This is a genomic window from Stenotrophomonas maltophilia group sp. msm1 (assembly GCF_032025805.1).
Lineage (GTDB): Bacteria > Pseudomonadota > Gammaproteobacteria > Xanthomonadales > Xanthomonadaceae > Stenotrophomonas > Stenotrophomonas hibiscicola.
The window spans coordinates 1,538,528-1,563,582 of the sequence record NZ_JAVSKH010000001.1; the positions used below are offsets into that span (position 1 = coordinate 1,538,528).

Annotated in this window: 18 protein-coding genes and 4 tRNA genes; 21 read left to right on the forward strand and 1 reads right to left on the reverse strand. The window is 64.2% G+C overall.

Annotated elements, in window-relative coordinates; genetic code table 11:
• Positions 1-7: 7 nt before the first annotated feature.
• From ROV95_RS06835 to ychF, 4 genes are all read left to right on the forward strand, one after another.
• Entirely contained in the window at positions 8-967 is a 960-nt protein-coding gene (locus tag ROV95_RS06835) for a ribose-phosphate diphosphokinase (RefSeq protein ID WP_005415400.1), read from the forward strand.
• 109 nt (positions 968-1,076) lie between these two features.
• Complete coding sequence (locus tag ROV95_RS06840) at positions 1,077-1,694, forward strand: 50S ribosomal protein L25/general stress protein Ctc (protein WP_005415401.1); 618 nt, start codon at positions 1,077-1,079, stop codon at positions 1,692-1,694.
• Between the two features lie 48 nt (positions 1,695-1,742).
• On the forward strand, positions 1,743-2,321 hold the full coding sequence (pth, locus tag ROV95_RS06845; protein WP_019661167.1) for an aminoacyl-tRNA hydrolase: 579 nt from the start codon (positions 1,743-1,745) through the stop codon (positions 2,319-2,321).
• A 264-nt stretch (positions 2,322-2,585) separates the two neighbouring features.
• Positions 2,586-3,677 (forward strand): redox-regulated ATPase YchF, encoded by a 1,092-nt coding sequence (ychF, locus tag ROV95_RS06850; RefSeq protein WP_057502606.1) that lies wholly within the window; start codon positions 2,586-2,588, stop codon positions 3,675-3,677.
• 614 nt (positions 3,678-4,291) lie between these two features.
• Here the strand turns inward: ychF and ROV95_RS06855 are convergent.
• Positions 4,292-7,030, reverse strand: coding sequence for a TonB-dependent receptor (locus tag ROV95_RS06855; RefSeq protein WP_312543660.1), 2,739 nt, complete (start codon positions 7,028-7,030; stop codon positions 4,292-4,294).
• A gap of 170 nt (positions 7,031-7,200) precedes the next feature.
• On the opposite strand from ROV95_RS06855, the gene ROV95_RS06860 reads away from it, so the two are divergent.
• The 17 genes from ROV95_RS06860 (at position 7,201) to rpsG (ending at position 24,972) form a co-directional block, all read left to right on the forward strand.
• On the forward strand, positions 7,201-8,220 hold the full coding sequence (locus ROV95_RS06860; RefSeq protein ID WP_164143860.1) for a cyanophycinase: 1,020 nt from the start codon (positions 7,201-7,203) through the stop codon (positions 8,218-8,220).
• Between the two features lie 138 nt (positions 8,221-8,358).
• Positions 8,359-9,375 (forward strand): isoaspartyl peptidase/L-asparaginase, encoded by a 1,017-nt coding sequence (locus tag ROV95_RS06865; protein ID WP_312543667.1) that lies wholly within the window; start codon positions 8,359-8,361, stop codon positions 9,373-9,375.
• A 137-nt stretch (positions 9,376-9,512) separates the two neighbouring features.
• Positions 9,513-9,598 (forward strand) — tRNA-Tyr (locus ROV95_RS06870).
• 24 nt (positions 9,599-9,622) lie between these two features.
• Positions 9,623-9,696: transfer RNA gene (locus ROV95_RS06875), tRNA-Gly, on the forward strand.
• A 49-nt stretch (positions 9,697-9,745) separates the two neighbouring features.
• Positions 9,746-9,821 (forward strand) — tRNA-Thr (locus tag ROV95_RS06880).
• Between the two features lie 41 nt (positions 9,822-9,862).
• Positions 9,863-11,053 (forward strand): elongation factor Tu, encoded by a 1,191-nt coding sequence (tuf, locus tag ROV95_RS06885; RefSeq protein ID WP_033835886.1) that lies wholly within the window; start codon positions 9,863-9,865, stop codon positions 11,051-11,053.
• A 103-nt stretch (positions 11,054-11,156) separates the two neighbouring features.
• Positions 11,157-11,232 (forward strand) — tRNA-Trp (locus tag ROV95_RS06890).
• Positions 11,233-11,281: 49 nt separating this feature from the next.
• A complete protein-coding gene (secE, locus tag ROV95_RS06895; protein ID WP_005408202.1) occupies positions 11,282-11,695 on the forward strand; it encodes a preprotein translocase subunit SecE in 414 nt (137 codons plus the stop codon).
• Between the two features lie 10 nt (positions 11,696-11,705).
• Positions 11,706-12,266 (forward strand): transcription termination/antitermination protein NusG, encoded by a 561-nt coding sequence (gene nusG, locus ROV95_RS06900; RefSeq protein WP_004154362.1) that lies wholly within the window; start codon positions 11,706-11,708, stop codon positions 12,264-12,266.
• Between the two features lie 257 nt (positions 12,267-12,523).
• Positions 12,524-12,952 carry a 50S ribosomal protein L11 gene (gene rplK / locus ROV95_RS06905; protein ID WP_004145248.1) on the forward strand — a complete coding sequence of 143 codons (429 nt, stop codon included), beginning with the start codon at positions 12,524-12,526 and terminating at the stop codon, positions 12,950-12,952.
• Positions 12,953-12,956: 4 nt separating this feature from the next.
• Complete coding sequence (rplA, locus tag ROV95_RS06910; RefSeq protein ID WP_014646045.1) at positions 12,957-13,655, forward strand: 50S ribosomal protein L1; 699 nt, start codon at positions 12,957-12,959, stop codon at positions 13,653-13,655.
• 386 nt (positions 13,656-14,041) lie between these two features.
• Complete coding sequence (rplJ, locus tag ROV95_RS06915) at positions 14,042-14,578, forward strand: 50S ribosomal protein L10 (RefSeq protein ID WP_010480377.1); 537 nt, start codon at positions 14,042-14,044, stop codon at positions 14,576-14,578.
• Between the two features lie 63 nt (positions 14,579-14,641).
• A complete protein-coding gene (gene rplL, locus ROV95_RS06920) occupies positions 14,642-15,010 on the forward strand; it encodes a 50S ribosomal protein L7/L12 (protein ID WP_005408204.1) in 369 nt (122 codons plus the stop codon).
• Positions 15,011-15,374: 364 nt separating this feature from the next.
• Entirely contained in the window at positions 15,375-19,529 is a 4,155-nt protein-coding gene (gene rpoB, locus ROV95_RS06925) for a DNA-directed RNA polymerase subunit beta (protein ID WP_019662235.1), read from the forward strand.
• A gap of 89 nt (positions 19,530-19,618) precedes the next feature.
• Entirely contained in the window at positions 19,619-23,842 is a 4,224-nt protein-coding gene (gene rpoC / locus ROV95_RS06930; RefSeq protein ID WP_019662236.1) for a DNA-directed RNA polymerase subunit beta', read from the forward strand.
• 269 nt (positions 23,843-24,111) lie between these two features.
• Positions 24,112-24,486, forward strand: a complete 375-nt coding sequence (gene rpsL / locus ROV95_RS06935) for a 30S ribosomal protein S12 (RefSeq protein WP_004145320.1) — start codon at positions 24,112-24,114, stop codon at positions 24,484-24,486.
• A 12-nt stretch (positions 24,487-24,498) separates the two neighbouring features.
• Complete coding sequence (rpsG, locus tag ROV95_RS06940; RefSeq protein WP_004145321.1) at positions 24,499-24,972, forward strand: 30S ribosomal protein S7; 474 nt, start codon at positions 24,499-24,501, stop codon at positions 24,970-24,972.
• The last annotated feature ends 83 nt before the right edge of the window (positions 24,973-25,055 follow it).

Consider the following 25,055-nt stretch of genomic DNA (forward strand, 5'->3'; position numbering starts at 1 on the left):
AATCATGATGCAAGAGTCCCCGAACCTGCTGGTCTTTTCCGGCAACGCCAACAAACGTCTGGCGCAGAACATCTGCAAGGAACTGGGGGTTCGCCCGGGCAAGGCGCTGGTCTCGCACTTCTCCGATGGCGAAGTGCAGGTGGAGATCGAAGAGAACGTCCGCAAGCAGGACGTGTTCGTGATCCAGCCGACCTGCGCGCCGAGCGCGGAAAACCTGATGGAGCTGCTGGTGCTGATCGACGCGCTCAAGCGCGCATCGGTGGCCAGTGTCACCGCCGTGGTGCCGTATTTCGGCTACTCGCGCCAGGATCGCCGCATGCGCTCCTCGCGCGTGCCGATCACCGCCAAGCTTGCGGCCAAGATGTTCAGCACCGCGGGCGCTGATCGCGTGCTGACCGTCGACCTGCACGCCGACCAGATCCAGGGCTTCTTCGATATTCCGGTGGACAACGTGTATGCGTCCCCGCTGCTGCTGGCCGACATCTGGCGCGCCTACGGCACCGAGAACCTGATCGTTGTGTCGCCGGACGTGGGCGGCGTGGTCCGTGCCCGTGCGGTGGCCAAGCGCCTGGATGACGCCGACCTGGCGATCATCGACAAGCGCCGCCCGCGCGCCAACGTCTCCACCGTGATGAACATCATCGGTGACGTCGAAGGCAAGACCTGCGTGATGGTCGATGACATCGTCGACACCGCCGGCACCCTGTGCGCCGCTGCTGCTGCCCTGAAGGCGCGCGGTGCGCTCAAGGTCGCCGCCTACTGCACCCACGCGGTGCTGTCGGGCCCGGCGGTGGACAACATCACCAATTCCCAGCTCGACGAGCTGGTGGTGACCGACACCATCCCGCTGAAGGACGCGGCGCGGGTGTGCAGCAAGATCCGCCAGCTGAGCGTGGCGGAAATGCTGGCTGAAACGATGCGCCGCATCGCCTTCGGTGAGTCGGTCAGCTCGCTGTACGTCGACTGAGTTTTCGCCCCTGCCGGCAACGGCGGGGGCATACCCCGGGTGCTTCTGGTCGCGGAAGCATCTTCAACCGCCACGCCGCAGGGCGCGGCAACAACCTGAGTAGTCGAAAATGTCGAAGACCCATGAAATCAAGGTCACCAAGCGTGAACTGCAGCGTAAGGGTGCGAGCCGCCGCCTGCGTCACGCCGGTGTGATCCCGGCCATCGTGTACGGCGGCAACGCCGAGCCGGTCGCCATCAGCCTGGACCACAACGAAATCTGGCTGGCCCAGCAGAACGAGTGGTTCTATGCCTCGATCCTGGACCTGAACCTGGATGGCCAGGTGCAGAAGGTCCTGCTGCGTGACATGCAGCGCCACCCGTACAAGCAGCTGATCATGCACCTGGACTTCCAGCGCGTGAACGAGAACGAAGCCCTGACCGCTTCGGTCCCGCTGCACTTCGTCAACGAAGACACCTCGCCGGCCGGCAAGGCTGCCGACGTCGTGGTCACCCACGAACTGAAGGAAGTGACCATCACCTGCCTGCCGAAGGACCTGCCGGAGTCGATCGAAGTCGACCTGGGCGAGCTGAAGGCCGGTGACGTGGTGTACCTGTCCGACATCAAGCTGCCGAAGGGCGTGGAAATCCCGGCCCTGGCGCTGGGCAAGGACCACGACGACGCCATCGTCACCGCCAAGGCCGGTAAGGCCGACGCGGCCGACGAAGAAGCGGCTGCCGCCGAGTAATACCGCTACGGTGCCTGCCTGCGGGCAGGCACCGTACTGGAAGGAACCATGGCAGGACTGCGACTGATCGTCGGTCTGGGCAACCCCGGATCGGAACACGCCCGGACCCGGCACAATGCCGGGTTTCATTTCGTTGAGGCCCTGGCGGAGAAAGCCGGTGCGCGATGGAATGTGGACAGCAAGCTGTTCGGTGAGACCGCCAAGGTCGAGATCGCCGGGCAGACGGTGTGGCTCCTCAAGCCCGCCACCTTCATGAACCTCAGCGGCAAGTCGGTCACCGCCGCGCAGCGGTTCTGGAAGATCGAGCCGGAGGAAACCCTGCTGGCCCACGACGAACTGGACCTGCCGCCCGGCGCGGCACGGCTGAAGTTCGACGGTGGCCACGGCGGTCAGAACGGCCTGCGCGACACCATCCGCCTGCTCGGCCATGGCAAGTTCCATCGCCTGCGCGTGGGCATTGGCCACCCCGGCCACAAGGACCGCGTGGTGGGTTGGGTGCTCGGCCGCCCGTCGAAGGACGATGACGTGCTGATCGCGCGCGCCATCGACGATGCGATCGACGTGCTGCCGCTGGCGGTGCAGGGCGATTTCAACGAAGCGATGAAGCGCCTGCACACCCCGAAATAACCGGTAGGTACCGACCGTTGGCCGGTACGGAGTCAACCAGACCGGTAGGTACCGACCGTTGGTCGGTACGGAGTCAACCAGGCCGGTAGGTACCGACCGTTGGTCGGTACGGAGTCAACCAGGCCGGTAGGTACCGACCGTTGGTCGGTACGGAGTCAACCAGGTCGGTAGGTACCGACCGTTGGTCGGTACGGAGAATGATTGGAAAAGCAGCGCCCACGTCGCTGTTTCCCCAATCACTTTCACCCCAGAGAGCTGTCACCCATGGGTATCAAATGCGGCATCGTCGGCCTGCCCAACGTCGGCAAGTCGACCCTGTTCAATGCGCTGACCAAGGCGGGCATCGCCGCAGCGAACTTCCCGTTCTGCACCATCGAGCCGAACGTCGGCATCGTGCCGGTGCCGGACCCGCGCCTGAACGAGCTGGCGGGCATCATCAACCCGCAGAAGGTCATCCCGACCGCGGTCGAGTTCGTCGACATCGCCGGCCTGGTCGCCGGTGCCGCCAGCGGTGAAGGCCTGGGCAACAAGTTCCTGGCGCACATCCGCGAAGTCGATGCCATCACCCACGTGGTGCGCTGCTTCGAGCACGGTGACATCGTGCACGTCGCCGGCAAGGTCGACCCGATCTCGGACATCGAAACCATCGATACAGAGCTGGCGCTGGCCGACCTGGACAGCGTCGAGAAGGCGCTGAACCGTGCCGAGCGTGCAGCCAAGGGCGGCGACAAGGACGCAGCGGCGCGCAAGCCGGTGCTGGCCAAGCTGCAGGCGGCACTGTCCGACGGCAAGGCTGGTCGTTCGGTCGGCCTGGATGATGAAGAAAAGGCGCTGGTACGCGACCTGTTCCTGCTGACCCTGAAGCCGGTGATGTACATCGCCAACGTGCTGGAAGACGGCTTCGAGAACAACCCGCACCTGGAAGCCGTGCGCGCGCACGCCGCCGCCGAGGGCGCGCAGGTGGTGCCGGTGTCGGCCGCGATCGAAGAAGAGCTGTCCCAGCTCGACGATGAAGACCGCGATACCTTCCTGGCCGACCTGGGCCTGAGCGAGCCGGGCCTGAACCGCGTGATCAACGCGGCCTACAGCCTGCTGGGCCTGCAGACCTACTTCACCGCAGGCGTGAAGGAAGTCCGTGCGTGGACGGTGCGCAAGGGTGCCACCGCCCCGCAGGCTGCCGCGGTCATCCACACAGACTTCGAGAAGGGCTTCATCCGCGCCGAAACCATCGCGTATGACGACTTCATCAAGTACAAGGGCGAAGCCGGCGCCAAGGAAGCCGGTCGCCTGCGCCTGGAAGGCAAGGAATACCGCGTGCAGGAAGGCGACATCCTGCACTTCCGCTTCAACGTCTGATCCAGCGGCATCGGATCGACCCCGGACGCCCCGCCTCGTGCGGGGCGTTCGCGTTTCTGAATATGGATAAAAAATCACCACGCTGCGAAACGCTTGCGGCGTGATGTTCGCCGGCACTTGTCCACAGCAAACTCCCATCGCTTTCCACGCCGCATGTGGAAAACCGGCGAAGCCGATGTAGAGCCGAGCCCATGCTCGGCTGATGCCAGCCGGAGCCGAGCGTGGGCTCGGCTCTACAAGGGGCTCGCCCGCGCGACCTGGACAGATTTTCACCACGCTTCGAAACGCCTGCGCTGCAACGCTCGCACCCACTTGTCCACACCAAGTTCCCATCGCTTTCCACGCGTGGTGTGGAAAACAACGGGAGGCGTGGATAAAAAATAACCACGCCCGGAAATGCCTGCATCGCAACGCTCGAACCCACTTGTCCACATCAAGTTCCCATCACTCTCCACGCATTGTGTGGAAAACCCCGGTGGCCCGCTCTGATAGCCGCCCACCTTGGTGGGCGCGCGGCGAGACAGTGCCCGCCAAGGTGGGCATCTACCAGAGCGCAAATGACAAGGCCCGCCAATGGCGGGCCTTGTCGTCCACGTCCTGCAAGGCGGCGCGCCTTACAGCGCGGTGCCGCCAAACTTGTGGGTGTACTGCAGGTTGATGGTGCGGCCGACGCTATCGAACCAGGACACGTCGTAGTACGGGTACGCGGTATACGTGGTGTCCTTCGGCGGCATCTTGTTGAACACATTGACCACCGACAGCGACAGGCGCGAGTGCTCGTCGAAGCGGTACTGCACCGAGGCGTTGTAGCGGTAGGTCGCCTTCACGTACGGGCTGTCGCCGCTGTCCCAGTGGAACGACTGGTCGTAGCTGTCCGAAGTTGGCAGCTTGCCCAGGCGCGAGCCATAGACCGTCGCCGACCACGCGTCCTTCTCCCAGGTCACGCTCAGGCTGGTCTTGGTACGCGGGATGTCGAATCCGCTGTTGACCGCGAACTGGTCCAGTGTCGGGTCACCGGGGTAGCGCTGGAAATCGTGCTTCTTCACCCAGGTGTGGGTGCCGTTGAGGATGAAATCGCCGATGCCGGTCTGCATGCGGTAGCGCAGGCCGACGTCGATACCGGAGGTCGATTCGCGGGCGACGTTGATCGGAGCGACGCGCACGCCGTATAGGCGGCCATCACCGGTGCGGGTGATGCGGTCGAGCGCGTCCACGCAGGTCGGCGAGTTGATGTCGGCAGTACCCAGGCGGCAGTTGGCTTCGTTGGCCAGGAGCGTGCGAACGTCCATGTCCTGCACCTGCTTGCGCATGTCGATGTCAAACCAGTCCACGGACAGGTCCAGGCCGATCGCCGGCGACCAGACGAAGCCTGCACTCCACGAGGTGCTGGTTTCCGGGTCGAGCTGGCGGTTGCCGGTGCGGCTGCGGATCAGGTTGCGCTCGTAGTCGGAACAGTCGCTAGCGCCATCGGCGCGGCAGCTGTACAGGTCTTCGGCGGTGGTCTCGTCGTTGCCCGGTCCGGCGAACACGTAGTGCAGGTCCGGCGCGCGGAACGCGGTGCCATACGAACCGCGCACCAGCAGCGTGTGGATCGGGCGCCATTCCAGACCGCCGCTCCAGGTCGCCTTGCCGATGGTGTGGCCGGAATAGCGGTACTGGTCGTAGCGGCCGGCCACGCTCAGGTTGACCGTCTCGTGCAGCGGCATGCGCAGCTCGGCGGCGGTCGCCCAGCGGTTGCGCGAGCCCTGGCCGTCCGAATCCTTCCAGCTGTAGTAGTAGTACTGGGTGGCCAGCGGATCGGGATTCAGCGCATAGGCCTGCTGGCCCACTTCCACGGTCGCGGCGAACCCGGCATCACCGCCCGGCAGGCCGAACAGCGCGGAATTGGTCAGCGTGAATGCAGCCGTCTCGGTGCGCGACTTCGGCGAATAGGTAGTGCGTGCGGCAATCGAATCGTACTCGGCGCGGGTCAGCGGCCGGTACAGCCGCGACGGGTCCGCGTTGTAGATCGGGAAACCGTCGTCGTCCACGCCCTGCTGCGGGCCCAGGAACAGGTCATTGGCCTTGGCGGCGATGATCTGCGCCCAGCTGATCCGCGACTGGTACTGCGAATGGCTCAGCGCCGCTTCGTAGTCCCAGTTGCCGGCCAGATTGCCCTTGAAGCCGGTGGTCACGCTGAAGGTCTTCTGCGTGCTGCGTACCATCGCATTGCGCAGGCCCCCCATTTCCTCGGGTGAGAACTGGCGCTGCCAGAACTCGATCTCGCCGGTGGCCTGGTTGTTGAAGTAGCCCGACTCATCGCCATTGGCGTCCATGCGGCCCCACTTGGTGACGTCGCGCATCAGCGACATCGTGTGGTAGCCCAGCTGCACATCGGCGAACCATTGCTGGCCGTTGTCGAAGTCATGGCTCAGCGAGGCGTAGCCATTGGCGCCGCGGCGCTTGCTGAGGATGGTGCCGTAGCCGATCGAGCTGTCGCTGCCGCAGTAGTAACCGTAGCGCGGGCGGTAGGCGCGGTAGGTGCTGCCCTGGTTCTGCCCGGCCAGCGCTTCGCAGGTGGCCGCGCCCGGATCCAGGTAATCGTCGTTGTAGTCCGTACGCAGGTAAGCGCGGCGGGCGATGCGCGAGCCCTCGGTGGGGCCGTCCTGGGTCGAATCCTGGATGTCGCGCTCATAGGCCCACAGCGGGGTCTGCGACTGCAGCTCGACGCTGTACACGGCGTTGAAGTTGCCGCGGCTGAAGCCGCTGGCCAGGCTCATGTCGAACGACTCGCCACCGCCTTCGCTGGTGGTGCCCATGCGCATGTCGATCGTGGTGCCGTCGGCCTTTTTCTTCAGGATGAAGTTGACCACGCCGGCGATCGCGTCCGAGCCGTAGATGGCCGAGGCACTGCCGGTCAGCACTTCGATGCGCTCGATCATCCCCAGCGGGATGTTGGAGACGTCGGTGAAGTTGCTGCGGCCCTTGAACGGCATCGGGAAGTCGGCGATGCGGCGGCCGTTGACCAGTACCAGCGTGTGGTTCGGGCCGAGGCCACGCAGGTCCACCTGCTGGGCGCCGGGCGAGAAGTCGGCGCCGCTGGAGGACTGCTGGCTCTGCGTCTCACCGCCGTTCTGGGTCATTGCACGCAGCACGTCCGGCACGCTGGTGAAGCCGCTGGAGCGGATCTGTTCGGCGTTGATCACCGTGATCGGGGCGGGGCCTTCCACCTGGGCGCGCGGAATGCGCGAGCCGGTGACCTGCACCGCGTCCAGTTGTTGCACCGAAGAGGAAGCCGGTGCCTGGGCCGCCGCGGAAGCAGCCACGCCCATCAACGCCAGCTGGATCGACCACGCCATCGCCTGTCTACGCATGAGGAATTCTCGGAAATGAAGCCGGCCCGCAGAGGAGGGGCCCTGTCCCCCATTCAGATTTCCGGAACGGGCGCGCGCATTTAACGCCTTTTTCATGTCCTTGACTACTGGGTCCCTATCTGGCAAAGAGTGGAAACGCTTGCAAGTCGATTTTGTTCAGGGAGATCAAGATGCGACGCCTCCATCGGACCGTGCGTGCCCCCTTCGCCTGGCTGGCGCTGCTGGTCTTGGCCGTGCCGTTGGTCGCCCTTGCGCAGGACCTGCAGGGCCCGGGCTTCGCCTACTACGAAGCCGGCGATCTCGACGCGCCCCGGCCCGGTCCGCGCGCACCGGCCATGATGCTGATGGGCGGTGGCGAATGGGTGCCGGAGGCCTTCCACTGGTGGCTGAAGCAGGCTGGCAATGGCCGCGTGCTGATCCTGCGCGCTTCTGGCAGTGATGAGCTGCAGGACCGCCTGTACCGCGAGATCGGCGGTACCACCGCAGTGCAGACGCTGGTCTTCGACAGCCGCCGCGGCGCCGACGATCCGGCCGTGCTGCGCGTGGTTGCCGCCGCCGATGCCATCTTCATTGCCGGTGGTGACCAGTCGCGCTACATCCGCTTCTGGAAGGGCACTGCGCTCAACCGCGCGCTGAATGCCCATGTGCGCGCTGGCAAGCCGATTGCCGGTACCAGTGCGGGGCTCGCCATCCTCGGTGGCTATGCCTACGGCGCGATGGACGGCGGCAGCATCACCTCCGCCGGTGCGCTGGCCGACCCGATGGGCAGTGCGGTGACCATGGACAGTGGCTTCCTGCAGATGCCCTACCTGCAGCGCGTGGTCACCGACACCCACTTCGACAAGCGCGACCGGCTCGGTCGCCTGATCGTGTTCGTGGCGCGCGCCGCCCAGGACAGTGGCGACCCCGGCATCGTCGGCATCGGCGTCGACGAGGACACCGCTCTGTGCGTGGAGCCTGATGGCCAGGCGCAGGTCTACAGTGCTGACGGCGAGGGCAAGGTCTGGGTGGTCAGCCCCGGCCGCGATGCCGACCGCCTGGTCGAAGGTGAGCCGCTGCGCTTCCACGCGGTGCCGGTAACGGTGGTCGCCAGCGGCAGCCGCATGCGCCTGGATGACTTCCAGGCCGAAGCCGACTATCAGGCCGTGGCCGACGTCAGCGATGGCGAGATCGAAGTCATCCGCCAGTGACCCGGCGATCCTATGGCCACGCATGGGATGCTGTAGAGCCGAGCCCGCGCTCGGCTGCTCTTCAATCGAGGCGTCAGCCGAGCATGGGCTCGGCTCTACGATGATGCCTCCCTTGCCCACCTGCTGGAGACGTATCCGATGAAACTGCGCCTGGCGCTGTCTATGCTGCTGTCCCTGCCCATGCTTGCCCAGGCCGCACCGGCCGCTTCACCGCTGCTGGTCATCCACGGCGGCGCCGGCGTCGAGCGCAAGGACCTGTCGCCGGCCGAGGAAAAGGCCGCACGTGACGCGCTGCGGGCAGCACTGCTGAAGGGGCATGCGGAACTGGTGGCCGGTCGCCCTGCGCTCGCAGCGGTCACTGCGGCGATCACCGTGCTGGAGGACGATCCCACCTTCAACGCCGGCAAGGGCGCAGTGTTCACCCACGACGGCCGCAACGAGCTGGATGCGGCGGTCATGGATGGCGCGAACCAGGCGGCGGGCGCGGTGGCGGGCGTGCAACGGGTGCGCAACCCGATCCTGCTGGCGCAGACCGTGATGCAGAAATCCCGCCACGTGATGATGGTCGGGCAGGGCGCCGAAGCCTTCGCGGCCGAGCAGGGCATTCCTCTGGTCGATCCCTCCTACTTCCGTACAGAGAAGCGTTGGCAACAGCTGCAGCGCGCCCTCAAGGAAGAGGCCAGTGGCCAGGCACATGCCGACCTGGAGACTGCAAAGCACTTCGGTACCGTTGGTGCGGTCGCATTGGACGCGCAGGGGCATCTGGCCTCCGGCACCTCCACCGGGGGCATGACCAACAAGCGCTACGGCCGGGTCGGTGACTCGCCGATCATCGGTGCCGGCACCTGGGCCGACGCACGCTGCGCGGTGTCCGGCACCGGGTGGGGCGAGTACTACATCCGCACTGCGGCCGCGCACGAGATCTGTGCGCGCATGCGCTACCAGGGGCAGAGCCCGGAGCAGGCCGGCAAGGGCGTGATCAACGAGACGATTCCGCAGATGGGCGGCGACGGCGGTGCGATCGTGCTCGGCGCAGACGGAAAAATGGCCACGCCGTTCAACACCCAGGGCATGTATCGGGGCTGGATCGGCGGCGACGGCGTCCCTCATGTCGCAATTTTCGCCAACGAGACCCTGCCGGTTCCCGGGCAATAACCTTGCGTATCAATGGGTTTGCGACAGCGTGTGAAAAAAATGGAAAAAAGCGTTGACAGCCCCCCGTCCCATCAGCAGAATAAGCGGCTCACCACCACACACCGCAACGCTTCGGCGGCAACGGGTTGGGGTGGTAAGGAGGGATACCCAAGCGGCCAACGGGGGCAGACTGTAAATCTGCTGGCTTACGCCTTCGGTGGTTCGAATCCACCTCCCTCCACCAGTTTCACGTTGTGACATTCCCGGCGCGGGAGTAGTTCAATGGTAGAACCTCAGCCTTCCAAGCTGATGGTGCGGGTTCGATTCCCGTCTCCCGCTCCATTGAATGAACTTTGAATATTATCGAGTTCATGTCATAATGCAAAACTCGGCTCACGTAGCTCAGTCGGTAGAGCACTTCCTTGGTAAGGAAGAGGTCGAAGGTTCGATTCCTTTCGTGAGCACCATCTCAAGCATCACCTCTCAGACGAATTCGAGATAAGCAGCCATGGCCAAGGGTAAGTTCGAGCGCACCAAGCCGCACGTCAATGTCGGCACCATCGGTCACGTCGACCACGGCAAGACCACGCTGACCGCCGCACTGACCAAGATCGGTGCCGAGCGCTTCGGTGGCGAGTTCAAGGACTACTCCTCGATCGACGCCGCTCCGGAAGAAAAGGCGCGTGGCATCACGATCTCGACCGCGCACGTCGAATACGAATCCCCGATCCGTCACTACGCCCACGTTGACTGCCCGGGCCACGCTGACTACGTCAAGAACATGATCACCGGTGCCGCCCAGATGGACGGCGCGATCCTGGTGTGCTCGGCCGCTGACGGCCCGATGCCGCAGACCCGCGAGCACATCCTGCTGTCGCGTCAGGTCGGCGTGCCGTACATCGTCGTGTTCCTGAACAAGGCCGACATGGTTGACGACGCCGAGCTGCTCGAGCTGGTCGAGATGGAAGTGCGTGAGCTGCTGAGCAAGTACGACTTCCCGGGCGATGACACCCCGATCATCGCCGGTTCGGCCCGCCTGGCGCTGGAAGGCGACCAGAGCGACATCGGCGTGCCGGCCATCCTGAAGCTGGTCGATGCCCTGGACAGCTGGATTCCGGAGCCGGAGCGTGCGATCGACAAGCCGTTCCTGATGCCGGTGGAAGACGTGTTCTCGATCTCGGGCCGCGGCACCGTGGTGACCGGCCGTATCGAGCGCGGCGTGATCAAGGTCGGCGACGAAATCGAAATCGTCGGCATCCGTCCGGTGCAGAAGACCACCGTGACCGGCGTTGAGATGTTCCGCAAGCTGCTGGACCAGGGTCAGGCAGGCGACAATGCTGGCCTGCTGCTGCGCGGCACCAAGCGTGACGACGTCGAGCGTGGCCAGGTGCTGGCCAAGCCGGGCACGATCAAGCCGCACACCAAGTTCGAGGGTGAAGTCTACGTCCTGTCGAAGGACGAAGGCGGCCGTCACACCCCGTTCTTCAACGGCTACCGTCCGCAGTTCTACTTCCGCACCACCGACATCACCGGCGCAGCTGCACTGCCGGAAGGCGTCGAAATGGTGATGCCGGGTGACAACGTCAAGATGGTCGTCACCCTGATCAACCCGGTGGCGATGGACGAAGGCCTGCGCTTCGCCATCCGCGAAGGCGGCCGCACCGTCGGCGCCGGCGTGGTCTCGAAGATCATCGAGTAAGCCTGCAGTACCGGTGGTTGCATAGCGCCGCCGGTTACGCGAATGGCGGGCCGGGAACCTCGGTCCGCCTTCGCCGTCTAAGGGAAGGCAAGTTTCAACACGTACGCCAGTAGCTCAATTGGCAGAGCAGCGGTCTCCAAAACCGCAGGTTGGGGGTTCGAGTCCCTCCTGGCGTGCCATCTGCCCACCTTATCCAGCGGCCTGGGCCGCTAAAGCAGACACAGCCGGATGAATAGCAAGATCGAACACTCCAAGGACAACTCCGCCAATGGCGGGGATATCGTCAAGTACGTCGCCGCATCGCTGCTGGTGCTGGCCGGTCTGTTCGTCTGGTTCTGGTTCTCCGCCGATTCCGGTCGCGCCACCCAGCTGGGTGCGTGGGCGGGTCAGCTGCGTGCGTTGGCGGTTGTGGTCGGTCTGGTTGGCGGTATCGGCGTGTTCATGCTGACCGGCAAGGGGCGCGACACCCGCGAATTCCTCTCCGAGTCGCGCTTCGAACTGCGCAAGGTGGTCTGGCCGACGCGCCAGGAAGCCATCCGCATGACCTGGGTCGTGATGGTGGTGGTGACCATTCTCAGTCTGTTGCTGGGTGGGTTCGATTACGTCATTCAGTGGCTGGTTCAGTTGTTCCTGAGCCGCTAAGGAGAATTGCATGAAGCGTTGGTACGTCGTTCACGCCTATTCGGGCTTCGAGAAGTCGGTGGCGCAGGCCCTGCGCGATCGCATCGTCCGTGACGGCATGGAAGAGCGCTTCGGCGATGTCCTGGTCCCGACCGAAGAAGTGGTCGAGATGCGCGCTGGCCAGAAGCGCCGCTCCGAGCGCAAGTTCTTCCCGGGTTATGTGCTGGTCCAGATCGAGACCCACGAAGAAGCCGGCATTCCGCGCATCGACAACGAAAGCTGGCATCTGGTCAAGGAAACCCCGCGCGTCATGGGCTTCATCGGCGGCACCGCCGACCGTCCGCTGCCGATCGCCGATTCCGAGGCCGAGGCCATCCTGAACCGCGTTCAGGAAGGTGTCGAGAAGCCGCGTCCGAAGGTGCTGTTCGAGCCGGGCCAGATGGTCCGCGTCACCGATGGCCCGTTCAACGATTTCAATGGCGTCGTCGAAGAAGTCAACTACGAGAAGAGTCGTCTGCGCGTTTCCGTGCTGATCTTCGGTCGCGCTACTCCGGTCGAACTCGAGTTCGGCCAGGTCGAAAAAGCCGTCTGATCCAACTGCAGAGTCGAGCCATGCTCGGCTCCTGAACAGAAACCGGGCTTGGCCCGGTTTCTCTCGTTTATGTGCCACTTCAGGCATGTGAAGAAAAAACCTGATATAGTGCGCGGCTCCCCGCTGGGAAGCCAGCAGGATGAGGCCGCCGCAAGGCGGCCTTCAGCATGATTTCAAAACGCGATGCCGGGACGCGTGATTCCCGGTCCGATGGGGAGCCTGTTGTCGAAAGGCGCTAGCACCCGGAGAGTACTCACATGGCAAAGAAAGTTGTCGGTTACATCAAGCTGCAGGTGAAGGCCGGTCAGGCCAACCCCTCGCCGCCGGTCGGCCCTGCGCTGGGTCAGCGCGGTCTGAACATCATGGAATTCTGCAAGGCGTTCAACGCTGCCACGCAGAAGCTCGAGCCGGGCCTGCCGGTTCCGGTGATCATCACGGCCTACTCGGACCGTACGTTCACCTTCATCACCAAGAGCACCCCGGCCACCACCCTGCTGAAGAAGGCTGCTGGCATCTCGTCGGGCTCCAAGCGCCCGAACACCGAGAAGGTCGGCAAGGTCACCCGTAAGCAGCTGGAAGAGATCGCCAAGGCGAAGGAGCCGGATCTGACTGCCGCCGATCTGGACGCCGCCGTGCGTACCATCGCTGGCTCTGCCCGTTCCATGGGCCTCGTGGTGGAGGGTTAATAAGATGGCACAGACCAAGCGTGAGAAGGCCATCAAGGCCGCCGTCGTTCCGGGCAAGGCATACGCCTTCGAGGACGCGATCAACATCCTGAAGACCGCCACCAAGGCCAAGTTCGTCGAGTCGATCGACGTCGCTGTGCGCCTGGGCGTCGATGCGAAGAAGTCCGACCAGCAGGTCCGTGGCTCCACCGTGCTGCCGGCCGGTACCGGCAAGTCGGTCCGCGTCGCCGTGTTCGCTCCGGCCGGTGCCAAGGCTGACGAAGCCCTGGCCGCTGGCGCCGAAGCCGTCGGTATGGATGACCTGGCCGAGAAGATGCAGGCCGGCGATCTGAACTACGACGTCGTCATCGCGACCCCGGACGCCATGCGCGTCGTCGGCAAGCTGGGCACCGTGCTGGGCCCGCGTGGCCTGATGCCGAACCCGAAGGTCGGCACCGTTTCCCCGAACCCGGGTGAAGCCGTGAAGAACGCCAAGTCGGGCCAGGTCCGTTACCGTACCGACAAGGCCGGCATCATCCACTGCACCATCGGCAAGGCCGACTTCGCCGAAGACGCGCTGAAGTCGAACCTGACCGCGCTGCTGCTGGACCTGATCAAGGCCAAGCCGGCCACCTCCAAGGGCACCTACCTGCAGAAGGTTTCGGTCAGCTCGACGATGGGCCCGGGCGTCACCGTCGACCAGTCGTCGCTGACCCTGAAGTAATTGTTTCAAGCGGTCACGGTACCTTCGGTGCCGTGACCGTGACATTTGAAGGCATCGCTGGCAGTGCATCGCCCGCGGTAGCCGTCAAAGACCGCAGGCGCGGTCGTGGCAATACCGGCGACGGGCACGGAAGCTCGATCTGGCAAGGAGTCGCCGCCGGAGCAGTCATGAGCGCTTAATCGATTCCCCGGAATCACCCTGCGTAGATGGTGCCCTTCTGGAGTTTTTCTGGTTCACGCACGTCTGGGTTTCCCAGGTTGGCCCACTCCAGGTCTAGAACGGCCCACCCCCGGAACATCATCCCGATGTTCCCGGCGTCCAGGACGGATGCCGCACAGGACCGCACACGGCAGGAGCCGTAAGCGGAGTTCAATAGGAGGAGTGCAATGGCTCTCAATCTGTCCCAGAAGCAAGAAGTAGTCGCCGAGCTGGCAGACGTCGCCGCCAAGGCCCACTCCTTGATCGCAGCCGAATACGCTGGCACCACGGTCGCCCAGATGACCGCGATGCGCAAGCAGGCTCGTGAAACCGGTGTTTTCTTGAAGGTTGTCAAGAACACCCTGGCTTCGCGCGCCGTTGAAGGCACCGAGTTCGCAGTCGCCCAGGACCAGATGGTTGGTCCGCTGCTGTACGCGTTCTCGCTCGAGGAGCCCGGCGCTGCCGGTCGCCTGATCAAGGAAGCCGCCAAGGGCAACGACAAGCTGAAGGCTAAGGTCGTCGCCATCGGTGGCGAAGTGTTCCCGGCAAGCCACGTCGAAGTGCTGGCCTCGCTGCCGACCCGCGACCAGGCCCTGGCCATGCTGGCCCGCGTCCTGACCGAGCCGGTCACGATGTTTGCCCGCGCCATCAAGGCCGTTGGCGAGAAGCAGGGTGGTGGCGACGTCGCTGCCGACGCTGCCGAGCCGGCCGCCGAGACTGCCTGAGTTTCGACTTATCGTGGTTCCTGACGGAACCTCAACCCAGAAAATCATCCAAAGGTATTAATCATGTCCCTTACCAACGAACAGATCGTCGACGCCATCGCCGAGAAGTCCCTGATGGAAGTGATGGAGCTGGTCAAGGCCATCGAAGAGAAGTTCGGCGTCTCCGCCGCTGCTCCGGTTGCCGTGGCTGCCGCCGCTGGCCCGGCCGCTGCTGTTGAAGAGCAGACCGAGTTCACCGTCACCCTGAAGTCGGCCGGCGACAAGAAGGTCGAAGTCATCAAGGCCGTCCGCGCCATCACCGGCCTGGGCCTGAAGGAAGCGAAGGACCTGGCCGAAGCCGGTGGCGTCCTGAAGGAAGGCGCTTCGAAGGAAGACGCCGAGAAGATGAAGAAGGACCTGGAAGCTGCTGGCGCGACTGTCGAAGTCAAGTAAGCAGTTACCTTGCATCGTCATCGATTCGCGGCGATGCAGCCAAGGCTGGGGGCGTAAGCCCCCGGCCTTTGGTCGTTGTTGCGGTGGTGTAGAGTCGACTGTTAGTCGACTGCTGTGAAGGAAGTCGACTAACAGTCGACTCTACCTTTTCAAATGCAGGAAAAAAGCCCAACACGGGCTGCAGTCAAACCCCGGCAGGCCAGCGCATGGCGCGGCAGCGGGGGAGTGGAAGCAGACGAGTTGGCAGTTGGAAGTAGCGGGAGAAGGCGTGCTGGTGCCGGCAATACCAGCGACTTCCAACTGACAATTTCAAGTTCCCTTCGGATCGTGGGCGCACGATCCGCACAACAAGGTGGAAGACCTCATGACGTCCTATTCGTTCACCGAAAAAAAGCGTATCCGCAAGGATTTCGGCAAGCAGCGCTCGATTCTCGAAGTGCCGTTCCTGCTCGCCATCCAGGTGGATTCCTATCGTGAATTCCTGCAGGAGAACGTCGATCCGGCCAAGCGCACGGACCACGGCCTGCACGCTGCGCTGAAGTCGGTCTTCCCGATCGCCAGCTACAGCGGCAACGCTGCCCTGGAATACGTCGGCTACAAGCTGGGCGAACCGGTCTTCGACGAGCGTGAGTGCCGCCAGCGTGGCATGAGCTACGGCGCCCCGCTGCGCGTGACCGTGCGCCTGGTGATCTACGACCGTGAGTCGTCGACCAAGGCCATCAAGTACGTGAAGGAGCAGGAGGTCTATCTGGGCGAAATCCCGCTGATGACCGAGAACGGCACCTTCATCGTCAACGGTACCGAGCGCGTCATCGTCTCGCAGCTGCACCGCTCGCCGGGCGTGTTCTTCGACCACGACCGCGGCAAGACCCACAGCTCGGGCAAGCTGCTGTACAGCGCCCGCATCATTCCTTACCGCGGTTCCTGGCTGGACTTCGAGTTCGACCCGAAGGATGCGCTGTTCACCCGTATCGACCGCCGCCGCAAGCTGCCGGTGTCGATCCTGCTGCGCGCGCTTGGTTACAGCAACGAAGAGATGCTGGCCGAGTTCTTCGAGATCAACACCTTCCACATCAACCCGGATGAAGGCGTCCAGCTGGAGCTGGTGCCCGAGCGCCTGCGTGGCGAAACCCTGGGCTTCGACCTCGCCGACGGCGACAAGGTCATCGTGGAAGCCGGCAAGCGCATCACCGCGCGCCACATCAAGCAGCTGGAAGCCTCGGGCATCGCCGCCCTGGCCGTGCCGGACGACTACATCGTCGGCCGCATCCTGTCGCACGACGTGGTCGATGCCTCGACCGGCGAACTGCTGGCCCAGGCCAACGACGAGATCACCGACGAACAGCTGCAGGCCTTCCGCAAGGCCGGCGTGGACGCGGTCGGCACCCTGTGGGTGAACGACCTGGATCGTGGTCCGTACCTGTCCAACACCCTGCGCATCGACCCGACCAAGACCCAGCTGGAAGCGCTGGTCGAGATCTACCGCATGATGCGTCCGGGCGAGCCGCCGACCAAGGATGCCGCGCAGAACCTGTTCCACAACCTGTTCTTCACCTTCGAGCGCTACGACCTGTCCGCGGTCGGCCGCATGAAGTTCAACCGTCGCGTGGGCCGCAAGGAAACCACCGGCGAAGCCGTGCTGTACGACAGCAAGTACTTCGGTGAGCGCAACGACGAAGAGTCCAAGCGCCTGGTCGCCGCCCACGGCGACAGCTCCGACATCCTCGACGTGATCAAGGTCCTGACCGAGATCCGCAACGGTCGCGGCGTGGTCGACGACATCGATCACCTGGGCAACCGTCGCGTGCGCTCGGTCGGTGAAATGGCCGAGAACGTGTTCCGCGTGGGCCTGGTCCGCGTCGAGCGCGCGGTCAAGGAGCGCCTGTCGATGGCCGAGTCGGAAGGCCTGACCCCTCAGGAGCTGATCAACGCCAAGCCGGTCGCCGCTGCCATCAAGGAGTTCTTCGGCTCCTCGCAGCTGTCGCAGTTCATGGATCAGAACAACCCGCTGTCGGAAGTGACGCACAAGCGTCGCGTCTCGGCACTGGGCCCGGGCGGCCTGACCCGTGAGCGCGCCGGCTTCGAAGTGCGCGACGTGCACCCGACCCATTACGGTCGCGTCTGCACCATCGAAACCCCGGAAGGCCCGAACATCGGCCTGATCAACTCGCTGGCCGTGTACGCCCGCACCAACCAGTACGGTTTCCTCGAGACCCCGTACCGAAAGGTCGTGGACGGCAAGGTCTATGACGAAGTCGAGTTCCTGTCGGCGATCGAAGAAAACGAGTACGTCATTGCGCAGGCCAACGCGCTGACCGACGCCAAGGGCACCCTGACCGAGCAGTTCGTGCCGTGCCGCTTCCAGGGCGAATCGCTGCTGAAGCCGCCGGCGGAAGTGCACTTCATGGACGTCTCGCCGATGCAGACCGTGTCGATCGCGGCCGCGCTGGTTCCGTTCCTGGAGCACGATGACGCCAACCGCGCACTGATGGGCGCCAACATGCAGCGTCAGGCCGTGCCGACCCTGCGTGCGCAGAAGCCGCTGGTGGGTACCGGCATCGAGCGCGCCGTGGCGCGTGACTCCGGCGTGACCGTGAACGCCCGCCGTGGTGGCGAGATCGTGCAGATCGACGCAGCCCGCATCGTGGTCAAGGTCAACGAGGAAGAGATCGTTGGCGCCACCGACGCGGGCGTGGACATCTACAACCTGGTCAAGTACACCCGTTCGAACCAGAACACCTGCATCAACCAGCGTCCGCTGGTCCAGGTGGGTGACGTCATCGCCCGCGGTGACGTGCTGGCCGACGGTCCGTCCACCGACATCGGCGAACTGGCCCTGGGCCAGAACATGCTGATCGCGTTCATGCCGTGGAACGGCTACAACTTCGAAGACTCCATCCTGCTCTCCGAGCGCGTGGTGGAAGAAGATCGTTACACCACGATCCACATCGAAGAGCTGACCTGCGTCGCGCGTGACACCAAGCTGGGGCCGGAGGAAATCTCCGCCGACATTCCGAACGTCTCCGAGCAGGCGCTGAACCGCCTGGACGAGAGCGGCGTGGTGTACATCGGTGCGGAAGTCCGTGCCGGCGACATCCTGGTCGGCAAGGTCACCCCGAAGGGCGAAAGCCAGCTGACTCCGGAAGAGAAGCTGCTGCGCGCCATCTTCGGCGAGAAGGCTTCGGACGTGAAGGACAGCTCGCTGCGCGTTCCGCCGGGCATGGACGGCACCGTCATCGACGTGCAGGTCTTCACCCGCGACGGCATCGAGAAGGACAAGCGCGCCCGCCAGATCGAAGAGTCTGAAATCAAGCGCGTCAAGAAGGACTTCGACGACCAGTTCCGCATCCTGGAGGCCGCCATCTACATGCGTCTGCGTTCGCAGATCGTGGGCAAGGTGGTCAACGGTGGCGCTGGCCTGAAGAAGGGTGACGTGATCACCGACGCGTTCCTGGATGGCCTGAAGAAGGCTGACTGGTTCGCCCTGCGCATGAAGGACGAAGACGCTTCGGAAGCCATCGAGCGCGCACAGAAGCAGATCCAGGCGCACGAGAAGGAGTTCGAGCGTCGCTTCGCCGACAAGCGCGGCAAGATCACCGCCGGTGACGACCTCGCCCCGGGCGTGCTGAAGATGGTCAAGGTGTTCCTGGCCGTGAAGCGCCGCATCCAGCCGGGCGACAAGATGGCCGGCCGCCACGGCAACAAGGGTGTGGTCTCCAACGTGGTGCCGGTCGAGGACATGCCGTACATGGCCTCGGGCGAAACCGTGGATATCGTGCTGAACCCGCTGGGCGTGCCGTCGCGCATGAACATCGGCCAGATCCTGGAAGTGCACCTGGGCTGGGCCGCCAAGGGCCTGGGTCGCAAGATCCAGGCGATGCTGGAAGCCCAGGCGGCGGTGGCCGACCTGCGCAAGTTCCTGGACGACATCTACAACCACGACGATACCAACGTGGCCAACCGTGTCGACCTGTCGCAGTTCAGCGACGAGGAACTGCTGCGCCTGGCCCGCAACCTGACCGACGGCGTGCCGATGGCCACCCCGGTGTTCGACGGCGCCACCGAAGCGGAAATCAAGCGCATGCTGGAACTGGCCGACCTGCCGAGCAGTGGCCAGACCCAGCTGTACGACGGCCGCACCGGTGAAGCATTCGATCGCCACACCACGGTTGGTTACATGCACTACCTGAAGCTGAACCACCTGGTCGACGACAAGATGCACGCCCGTTCGACCGGCCCGTACTCGCTCGTCACCCAGCAGCCGCTGGGCGGCAAGGCGCAGTTCGGCGGCCAGCGCTTCGGTGAAATGGAAGTCTGGGCGCTGGAAGCCTACGGCGCGGCCTACACCCTGCAGGAAATGCTGACGGTGAAGTCCGACGACGTGCAGGGCCGCAACCAGATGTACAAGAACATCGTCGACGGTGAGCACGAGATGGTCGCGGGCATGCCGGAATCCTTCAACGTGCTCGTGAAGGAAATCCGCTCGCTGGCCATCAACATGGAACTGGAAGACAACTGATCCATGCCGGCGCGGCGGCCCCCCCCGCCGCGCCGCTGGCAGTGAACTGAAAGCCCATCGACACAGCATTCCTCCTTCTGGAGAACACCATGAAAGACCTGCTCAACCTCTTCAACCAGCAGCGCCAGACGCTGGACTTCGACGCGATCAAGATCGCGCTGGCCTCGCCGGACCTGATCCGTTCGTGGTCCTTCGGCGAAGTGAAGAAGCCGGAAACCATCAACTACCGTACCTTCAAGCCGGAACGCGACGGCCTGTTCTGCGCCGCCATCTTCGGACCGGTGAAGGACTACGAGTGCCTGTGCGGCAAGTACAAGCGCATGAAGCACCGCGGCGTGGTCTGCGAAAAGTGCGGCACCGAAGTGACCCTGGCCAAGGTGCGCCGCGAGCGCATGGGCCATATCGACCTGGCTTCGCCGGTCGCCCACATCTGGTTCCTCAAGTCGCTGCCGTCGCGTATCGGCCTGATGCTGGACATGACCCTGCGCGACATCGAGCGCGTGCTGTATTTCGAAGCCTACGTGGTGACCGAGCCGGGCCTGACCGCCCTGGAGCGCCGCCAGCTGCTGACCGAGGAACAGTACCTGCAGGCCCGCCAGGAGCACGGTGACGACTTCGACGCCGCGATGGGCGCCGAGGCCGTGTACGAACTGCTGCGCACGATCGACCTGCAGTCGGAAATGACCCGCCTGCGCGAGGAAATCGCCGCTACCGGTTCGGAAACCAAGCTCAAGCGCCTCACCAAGCGCATCAAGCTGATCGAAGCCTTCCTGGAATCGGGCAACCGTCCGGAATGGATGGTCATGACCGTGCTGCCGGTGCTGCCGCCGGACCTGCGTCCGCTGGTCCCGCTGGATGGCGGCCGCTTCGCGACCTCCGACCTGAACGACCTGTACCGCCGCGTCATCAACCGCAACAACCGCCTGCGCCGCCTGCTCGAACTGAGCGCGCCGGACATCATCGTGCGCAATGAAAAGCGCATGCTGCAGGAGTCGGTCGATGCGCTGCTGGACAACGGCCGTCGTGGCCGTGCCATCACCGGCACCAACAAGCGCCCGCTGAAGTCGCTGGCCGACATGATCAAGGGCAAGCAGGGTCGCTTCCGCCAGAACCTGCTCGGCAAGCGCGTCGACTACTCGGGCCGTTCGGTCATCGTGGTCGGCCCGTACCTGCGCCTGCACCAGTGCGGCCTGCCGAAGAAGATGGCGCTCGAGCTGTTCAAGCCGTTCGTCTTCGCCAAGCTGCAGCGTCGTGGCCTGGCCACCACCATCAAGGCCGCCAAGAAGCTGGTCGAGCGCGAAGAAGCCGAAGTCTGGGACATCCTGGAAGAGGTCATCCGCGAGCATCCGGTGATGCTGAACCGTGCGCCGACCCTGCACCGTCTGGGTATCCAGGCGTTCGAGCCGGTGCTGATCGAAGGCAAGGCCATCCAGCTGCACCCGCTGGTCTGCACCGCGTTCAACGCCGACTTCGACGGTGACCAGATGGCCGTCCACGTGCCGCTCTCGCTGGAAGCCCAGCTGGAAGCGCGTGCGCTGATGATGTCGACCAACAACATCCTGTCGCCGGCCAACGGCGAGCCGATCATCGTGCCGTCGCAGGACGTCGTGCTGGGTCTGTACTACATGACCCGCTCGCTGGAGAACAAGAAGGGCGAGGGCATGGCCTTCGCCAACATCGCCGAAGTCAAGCGCGCCTACGACAACCGCGTGGTGGAACTGCACGCCAAGGTCAAGGTCCGCATCACCGAGGTGGTGACCGACGAAGATGGCAACAAGCAGAACAAGACCTCGATCGTGGACACCACGATCGGTCGCGCCCTGCTGGCTGAAATCCTGCCGGAAGGCCTGCCGTTCGCACTGGCCAATGTCGAACTGACCAAGAAGAACATCAGCCGCCTGATCAACTCCAGCTACCGCCAGCTGGGCCTGAAGGACACGGTCGTGTTCGCTGACAAGCTGATGTACACCGGCTTCGCCTACGCGACCCGTGCCGGCGTCTCGATCGGCATCGACGACATGCTGATCCCGGACGAGAAGAAGGGCATCCTCACCGAGGCCGAAGCCGAAGTGCTGGAAATCCAGGAGCAGTACCAGTCGGGCCTGGTCACCGCCGGCGAGCGCTACAACAAGGTGGTCGACATCTGGTCGCGCACCAACGAGCGCATCGCCAAGGCGATGATGGACACCATCGGTACCGAGAAGGTGGTCAATGCCAAGGGTGAGACCATCGACCAGAAGTCGATGAACTCGCTGTACATCATGGCCGACTCCGGTGCGCGTGGTTCGCAGGCGCAGATCCGTCAGCTGGCCGGCATGCGCGGCCTGATGGCCCGCCCGGACGGCTCGATCATCGAGACGCCCATCAAGGCGAACTTCCGCGAAGGCCTGAACGTGCAGGAGTACTTCAACTCCACCCACGGTGCCCGTAAGGGTCTGGCCGATACCGCGCTGAAGACCGCGAACTCGGGTTACCTGACCCGTCGTCTGGTCGACGTCGCGCAGGACGTGGTGATCACCGAGGTGGATTGCGGTACCACCGAAGGCCTGATCATGACCCCGATCGTGGAAGGCGGCGACGTGGTCGAGCCGCTGAAGGACCGCGTGCTGGGTCGCGTGGTGGCCGAGGACGTGTTCCTGCCGGGCAACGATGAAGATCCGATCGTCACCCGCAACACCCTGCTGGACGAAGCCTGGGTGGCCAAGCTGGAAGATGCCGGCGTGCAGACCATCAAGGTCCGCTCGACCATCTCCTGCGAATCGGCCTTCGGTGTCTGCTCGCGCTGCTACGGCCGCGATCTGGCCCGCGGCCACCTGGTCAACATCGGTGAAGCGGTCGGCGTCATCGCCGCCCAGTCCATCGGTGAGCCGGGTACCCAGCTGACCATGCGTACGTTCCACATCGGTGGTGCGGCGTCGCGAGCTGCTGCGGTCGACAACATCACCGTCAAGACCACCGGCTCGGTCAAGTTCAGCAACCTCAAGTCGGTCGAGCACGCCAACGGCTCGCTGGTGGCGGTGTCGCGCTCGGGCGAAATCTCGGTGCTCGATGCCCACGGTCGTGAGCGTGAGCGTTACAAGCTGCCGTACGGTGCGACCATCACGTCCAAGGACGGTGATGCGATCAAGGCTGGCCAGACCGTGGCCAACTGGGATCCGCATAACCACCCGATCGTGTCGGAAGTGGCCGGCTTCATCCGCTTCATCGACTTCGTCGACGGCATCACCGTCATCGAGAAGACCGACGAGCTGACCGGCCTTGCCTCGCGCGAAATCACCGATCCGAAGCGTCGTGGTACCCAGGCCAAGGACCTGCGCCCGATCGTGCGCATCGTCGACGCCAAGGGCAATGACCTGTCGATCCCGGGCACCGATCTGCCGGCGCAGTACCTGCTGCCGCCGCGCTCGATCGTCAACCTGCAGGACGGCGCTGCCGTCGGCGTGGGTGACGTGGTCGCCAAGATTCCGCAGGAAGCGTCGAAGACCCGCGACATCACCGGTGGTCTGCCGCGCGTGGCCGATCTGTTCGAAGCCCGCAAGCCGAAGGATCCGGCGGTGCTGGCCGAGCGTTCGGGCATCATCAGCTTCGGCAAGGACACCAAGGGCAAGCAGCGCCTGATCATCAAGGACACCGATGGTTCGGAGCACGAAGAGCTGATCCCGAAGTACCGCCAGGTCATCGTGTTCGAAGGCGAGCATGTCACCAAGGGTGAAACCATCGTGGACGGCGAGCCGAGCCCGCAGGACATCCTGCGCCTGCTGGGTGTCGAACCGCTGGCTGCCTACCTGGTGAAGGAAATCCAGGACGTGTATCGCCTGCAGGGCGTGAAGATCAACGACAAGCACATCGAGGTGATCACCCGCCAGATGCTGCGCAAGGTCGAGATCACCGACCAGGGCAGCAGCAAGTTCCTGAACGGCGAACAGGTGGAGCGCCAGCGCGTTATCGAGGAGAATGCGCGCCTCGCGGCCCGCAACGAGCTGCCGGCCCGTTTCGATCCGGTGCTGCTGGGTATCACCAAGGCCTCGCTGGCGACTGAATCGTTCATCTCGGCCGCGTCGTTCCAGGAAACCACCCGTGTGTTGACCGAAGCGGCCGTCCGCGGCACCTCGGACAACCTGCGCGGCCTGAAGGAAAACGTCATCGTGGGTCGCCTGATTCCGGCCGGTACCGGCCTGGCGTACCACAGCAACCGCCGCCGCGGCGCCTCCGGCCTTACCGAGTCGGAAATGCAGACCCTGGCCGGCACTCCGGCTGCGGTCGAGGCAGCGGTGGTTGAAGCCGAAGCTGAACAGGCCTCGGGCGAAGAATGATGCATCCGGTCCGGCCGCAAGGCCGGACCACCCGGGCTACCGGCGCAGGGCAGGGTGGACCTCGTGGTTCACCCCGCCAACCTGAACGGGGTACATGGAGGCCCCCCAGTAACGTTCCGGGATCAGGAGCGGGCTTGACAGGAGGCGTTTGACTGCTTTCCTGGCAGGTTGCTACAATCGTCTGTCTCAGCAGGCCAGAATTTTGGCCTGCTTTAACATTTCCGCATCTCTGGCCGGATTTTCCGGCCACCAATCAGAAGAACCTACTGATGGCGACGATCAACCAGCTGGTCCGCAAGCCGCGGCAAGCGACCACCTACAAGAGTGCCTCGCCGGCGCTCGACAAGTGCCCGCAGCGCCGTGGCGTCTGCACCCGTGTCTACACCACCACTCCGAAGAAGCCGAACTCGGCTCTGCGCAAGGTTGCCAAGGTCCGCCTGACCAACCAGGAAGAAGTGATTTCCTACATCGGTGGTGAAGGCCACAACCTGCAGGAGCACTCCGTGGTCCTGATCCGCGGCGGTCGCGTCAAGGACCTGCCGGGTGTGCGTTACCACACCGTTCGTGGCTCGCTCGACGCCGCCGGCGTTGCCAAGCGTCGCCAGGCCCGTTCCAAGTACGGCGCCAAGCGTCCGAAGGCATAAGGAGAGAGCACAATGTCGCGTAAGGGTAATACTCCGCAGCGTTCCGTCCTGCCCGATCCGAAGCACGGAAGCGAAACCATCGCCCGTTTCATCAACATGGTCATGCAGAGCGGCAAGAAGTCCGTCGCCGAGAAGATCGTGTACGGCGCCATGGACGTGATCACCGAGAAGAACAGCAGCGCCAACGCCATTGAACTGGTGCAGAAGGCTCTGGACAACGTCGCTCCGGCGGTCGAAGTCAAGTCGCGCCGCGTCGGTGGTGCCACCTACCAGGTGCCGGTCGAAGTGCGTTCGTCGCGCAAGATGGCCCTGGCCATGCGCTGGCTGATCGACTCCGCGCGCAAGCGCGGCGAGAACACCATGCCGAAGAAGCTGGCTGCTGAACTGATCGACGCCTCGGAAAACCGTGGCGGCGCCATCAAGAAGCGCGAAGAAACCCACCGCATGGCCGAAGCCAACAAGGCATTCGCCCACTACCGCTGGTGAGTTTGACGGCCTTGTAAAACAGGCAGGGCAGCACCACTTCGGTGCGTGCTGCCTCGCGGTCCCAGAAAGACTGCGCCAATCCG

Excerpts from the sequence above, each read along its gene's own strand:
- ychF (WP_057502606.1), top strand. The coding sequence starts at position 2,586 with ATGGGTATCAAATGCGGCATCGTCGGCCTGCCCAACGTCGGCAAGTCG.
- pth (WP_019661167.1), top strand. The coding sequence starts at position 1,743 with ATGGCAGGACTGCGACTGATCGTCGGTCTGGGCAACCCCGGATCGGAA.
- ROV95_RS06865 (WP_312543667.1), top strand. The coding sequence starts at position 8,359 with ATGAAACTGCGCCTGGCGCTGTCTATGCTGCTGTCCCTGCCCATGCTT.
- rpsG (WP_004145321.1), top strand. The coding sequence starts at position 24,499 with ATGTCGCGTAAGGGTAATACTCCGCAGCGTTCCGTCCTGCCCGATCCG.
- rpoB (WP_019662235.1), top strand. The coding sequence starts at position 15,375 with ATGACGTCCTATTCGTTCACCGAAAAAAAGCGTATCCGCAAGGATTTC.
- tuf (WP_033835886.1), top strand. The coding sequence starts at position 9,863 with ATGGCCAAGGGTAAGTTCGAGCGCACCAAGCCGCACGTCAATGTCGGC.
- rplL (WP_005408204.1), top strand. The coding sequence starts at position 14,642 with ATGTCCCTTACCAACGAACAGATCGTCGACGCCATCGCCGAGAAGTCC.
- nusG (WP_004154362.1), top strand. The coding sequence starts at position 11,706 with ATGAAGCGTTGGTACGTCGTTCACGCCTATTCGGGCTTCGAGAAGTCG.
- rplJ (WP_010480377.1), top strand. The coding sequence starts at position 14,042 with ATGGCTCTCAATCTGTCCCAGAAGCAAGAAGTAGTCGCCGAGCTGGCA.
- rpsL (WP_004145320.1), top strand. The coding sequence starts at position 24,112 with ATGGCGACGATCAACCAGCTGGTCCGCAAGCCGCGGCAAGCGACCACC.
- ROV95_RS06855 (WP_312543660.1), bottom strand. The coding sequence starts at position 7,030 with ATGCGTAGACAGGCGATGGCGTGGTCGATCCAGCTGGCGTTGATGGGC.
- ROV95_RS06835 (WP_005415400.1), top strand. The coding sequence starts at position 8 with ATGCAAGAGTCCCCGAACCTGCTGGTCTTTTCCGGCAACGCCAACAAA.
- secE (WP_005408202.1), top strand. The coding sequence starts at position 11,282 with ATGAATAGCAAGATCGAACACTCCAAGGACAACTCCGCCAATGGCGGG.
- rplA (WP_014646045.1), top strand. The coding sequence starts at position 12,957 with ATGGCACAGACCAAGCGTGAGAAGGCCATCAAGGCCGCCGTCGTTCCG.
- rpoC (WP_019662236.1), top strand. The coding sequence starts at position 19,619 with ATGAAAGACCTGCTCAACCTCTTCAACCAGCAGCGCCAGACGCTGGAC.
- rplK (WP_004145248.1), top strand. The coding sequence starts at position 12,524 with ATGGCAAAGAAAGTTGTCGGTTACATCAAGCTGCAGGTGAAGGCCGGT.
- ROV95_RS06840 (WP_005415401.1), top strand. The coding sequence starts at position 1,077 with ATGTCGAAGACCCATGAAATCAAGGTCACCAAGCGTGAACTGCAGCGT.
- ROV95_RS06860 (WP_164143860.1), top strand. The coding sequence starts at position 7,201 with ATGCGACGCCTCCATCGGACCGTGCGTGCCCCCTTCGCCTGGCTGGCG.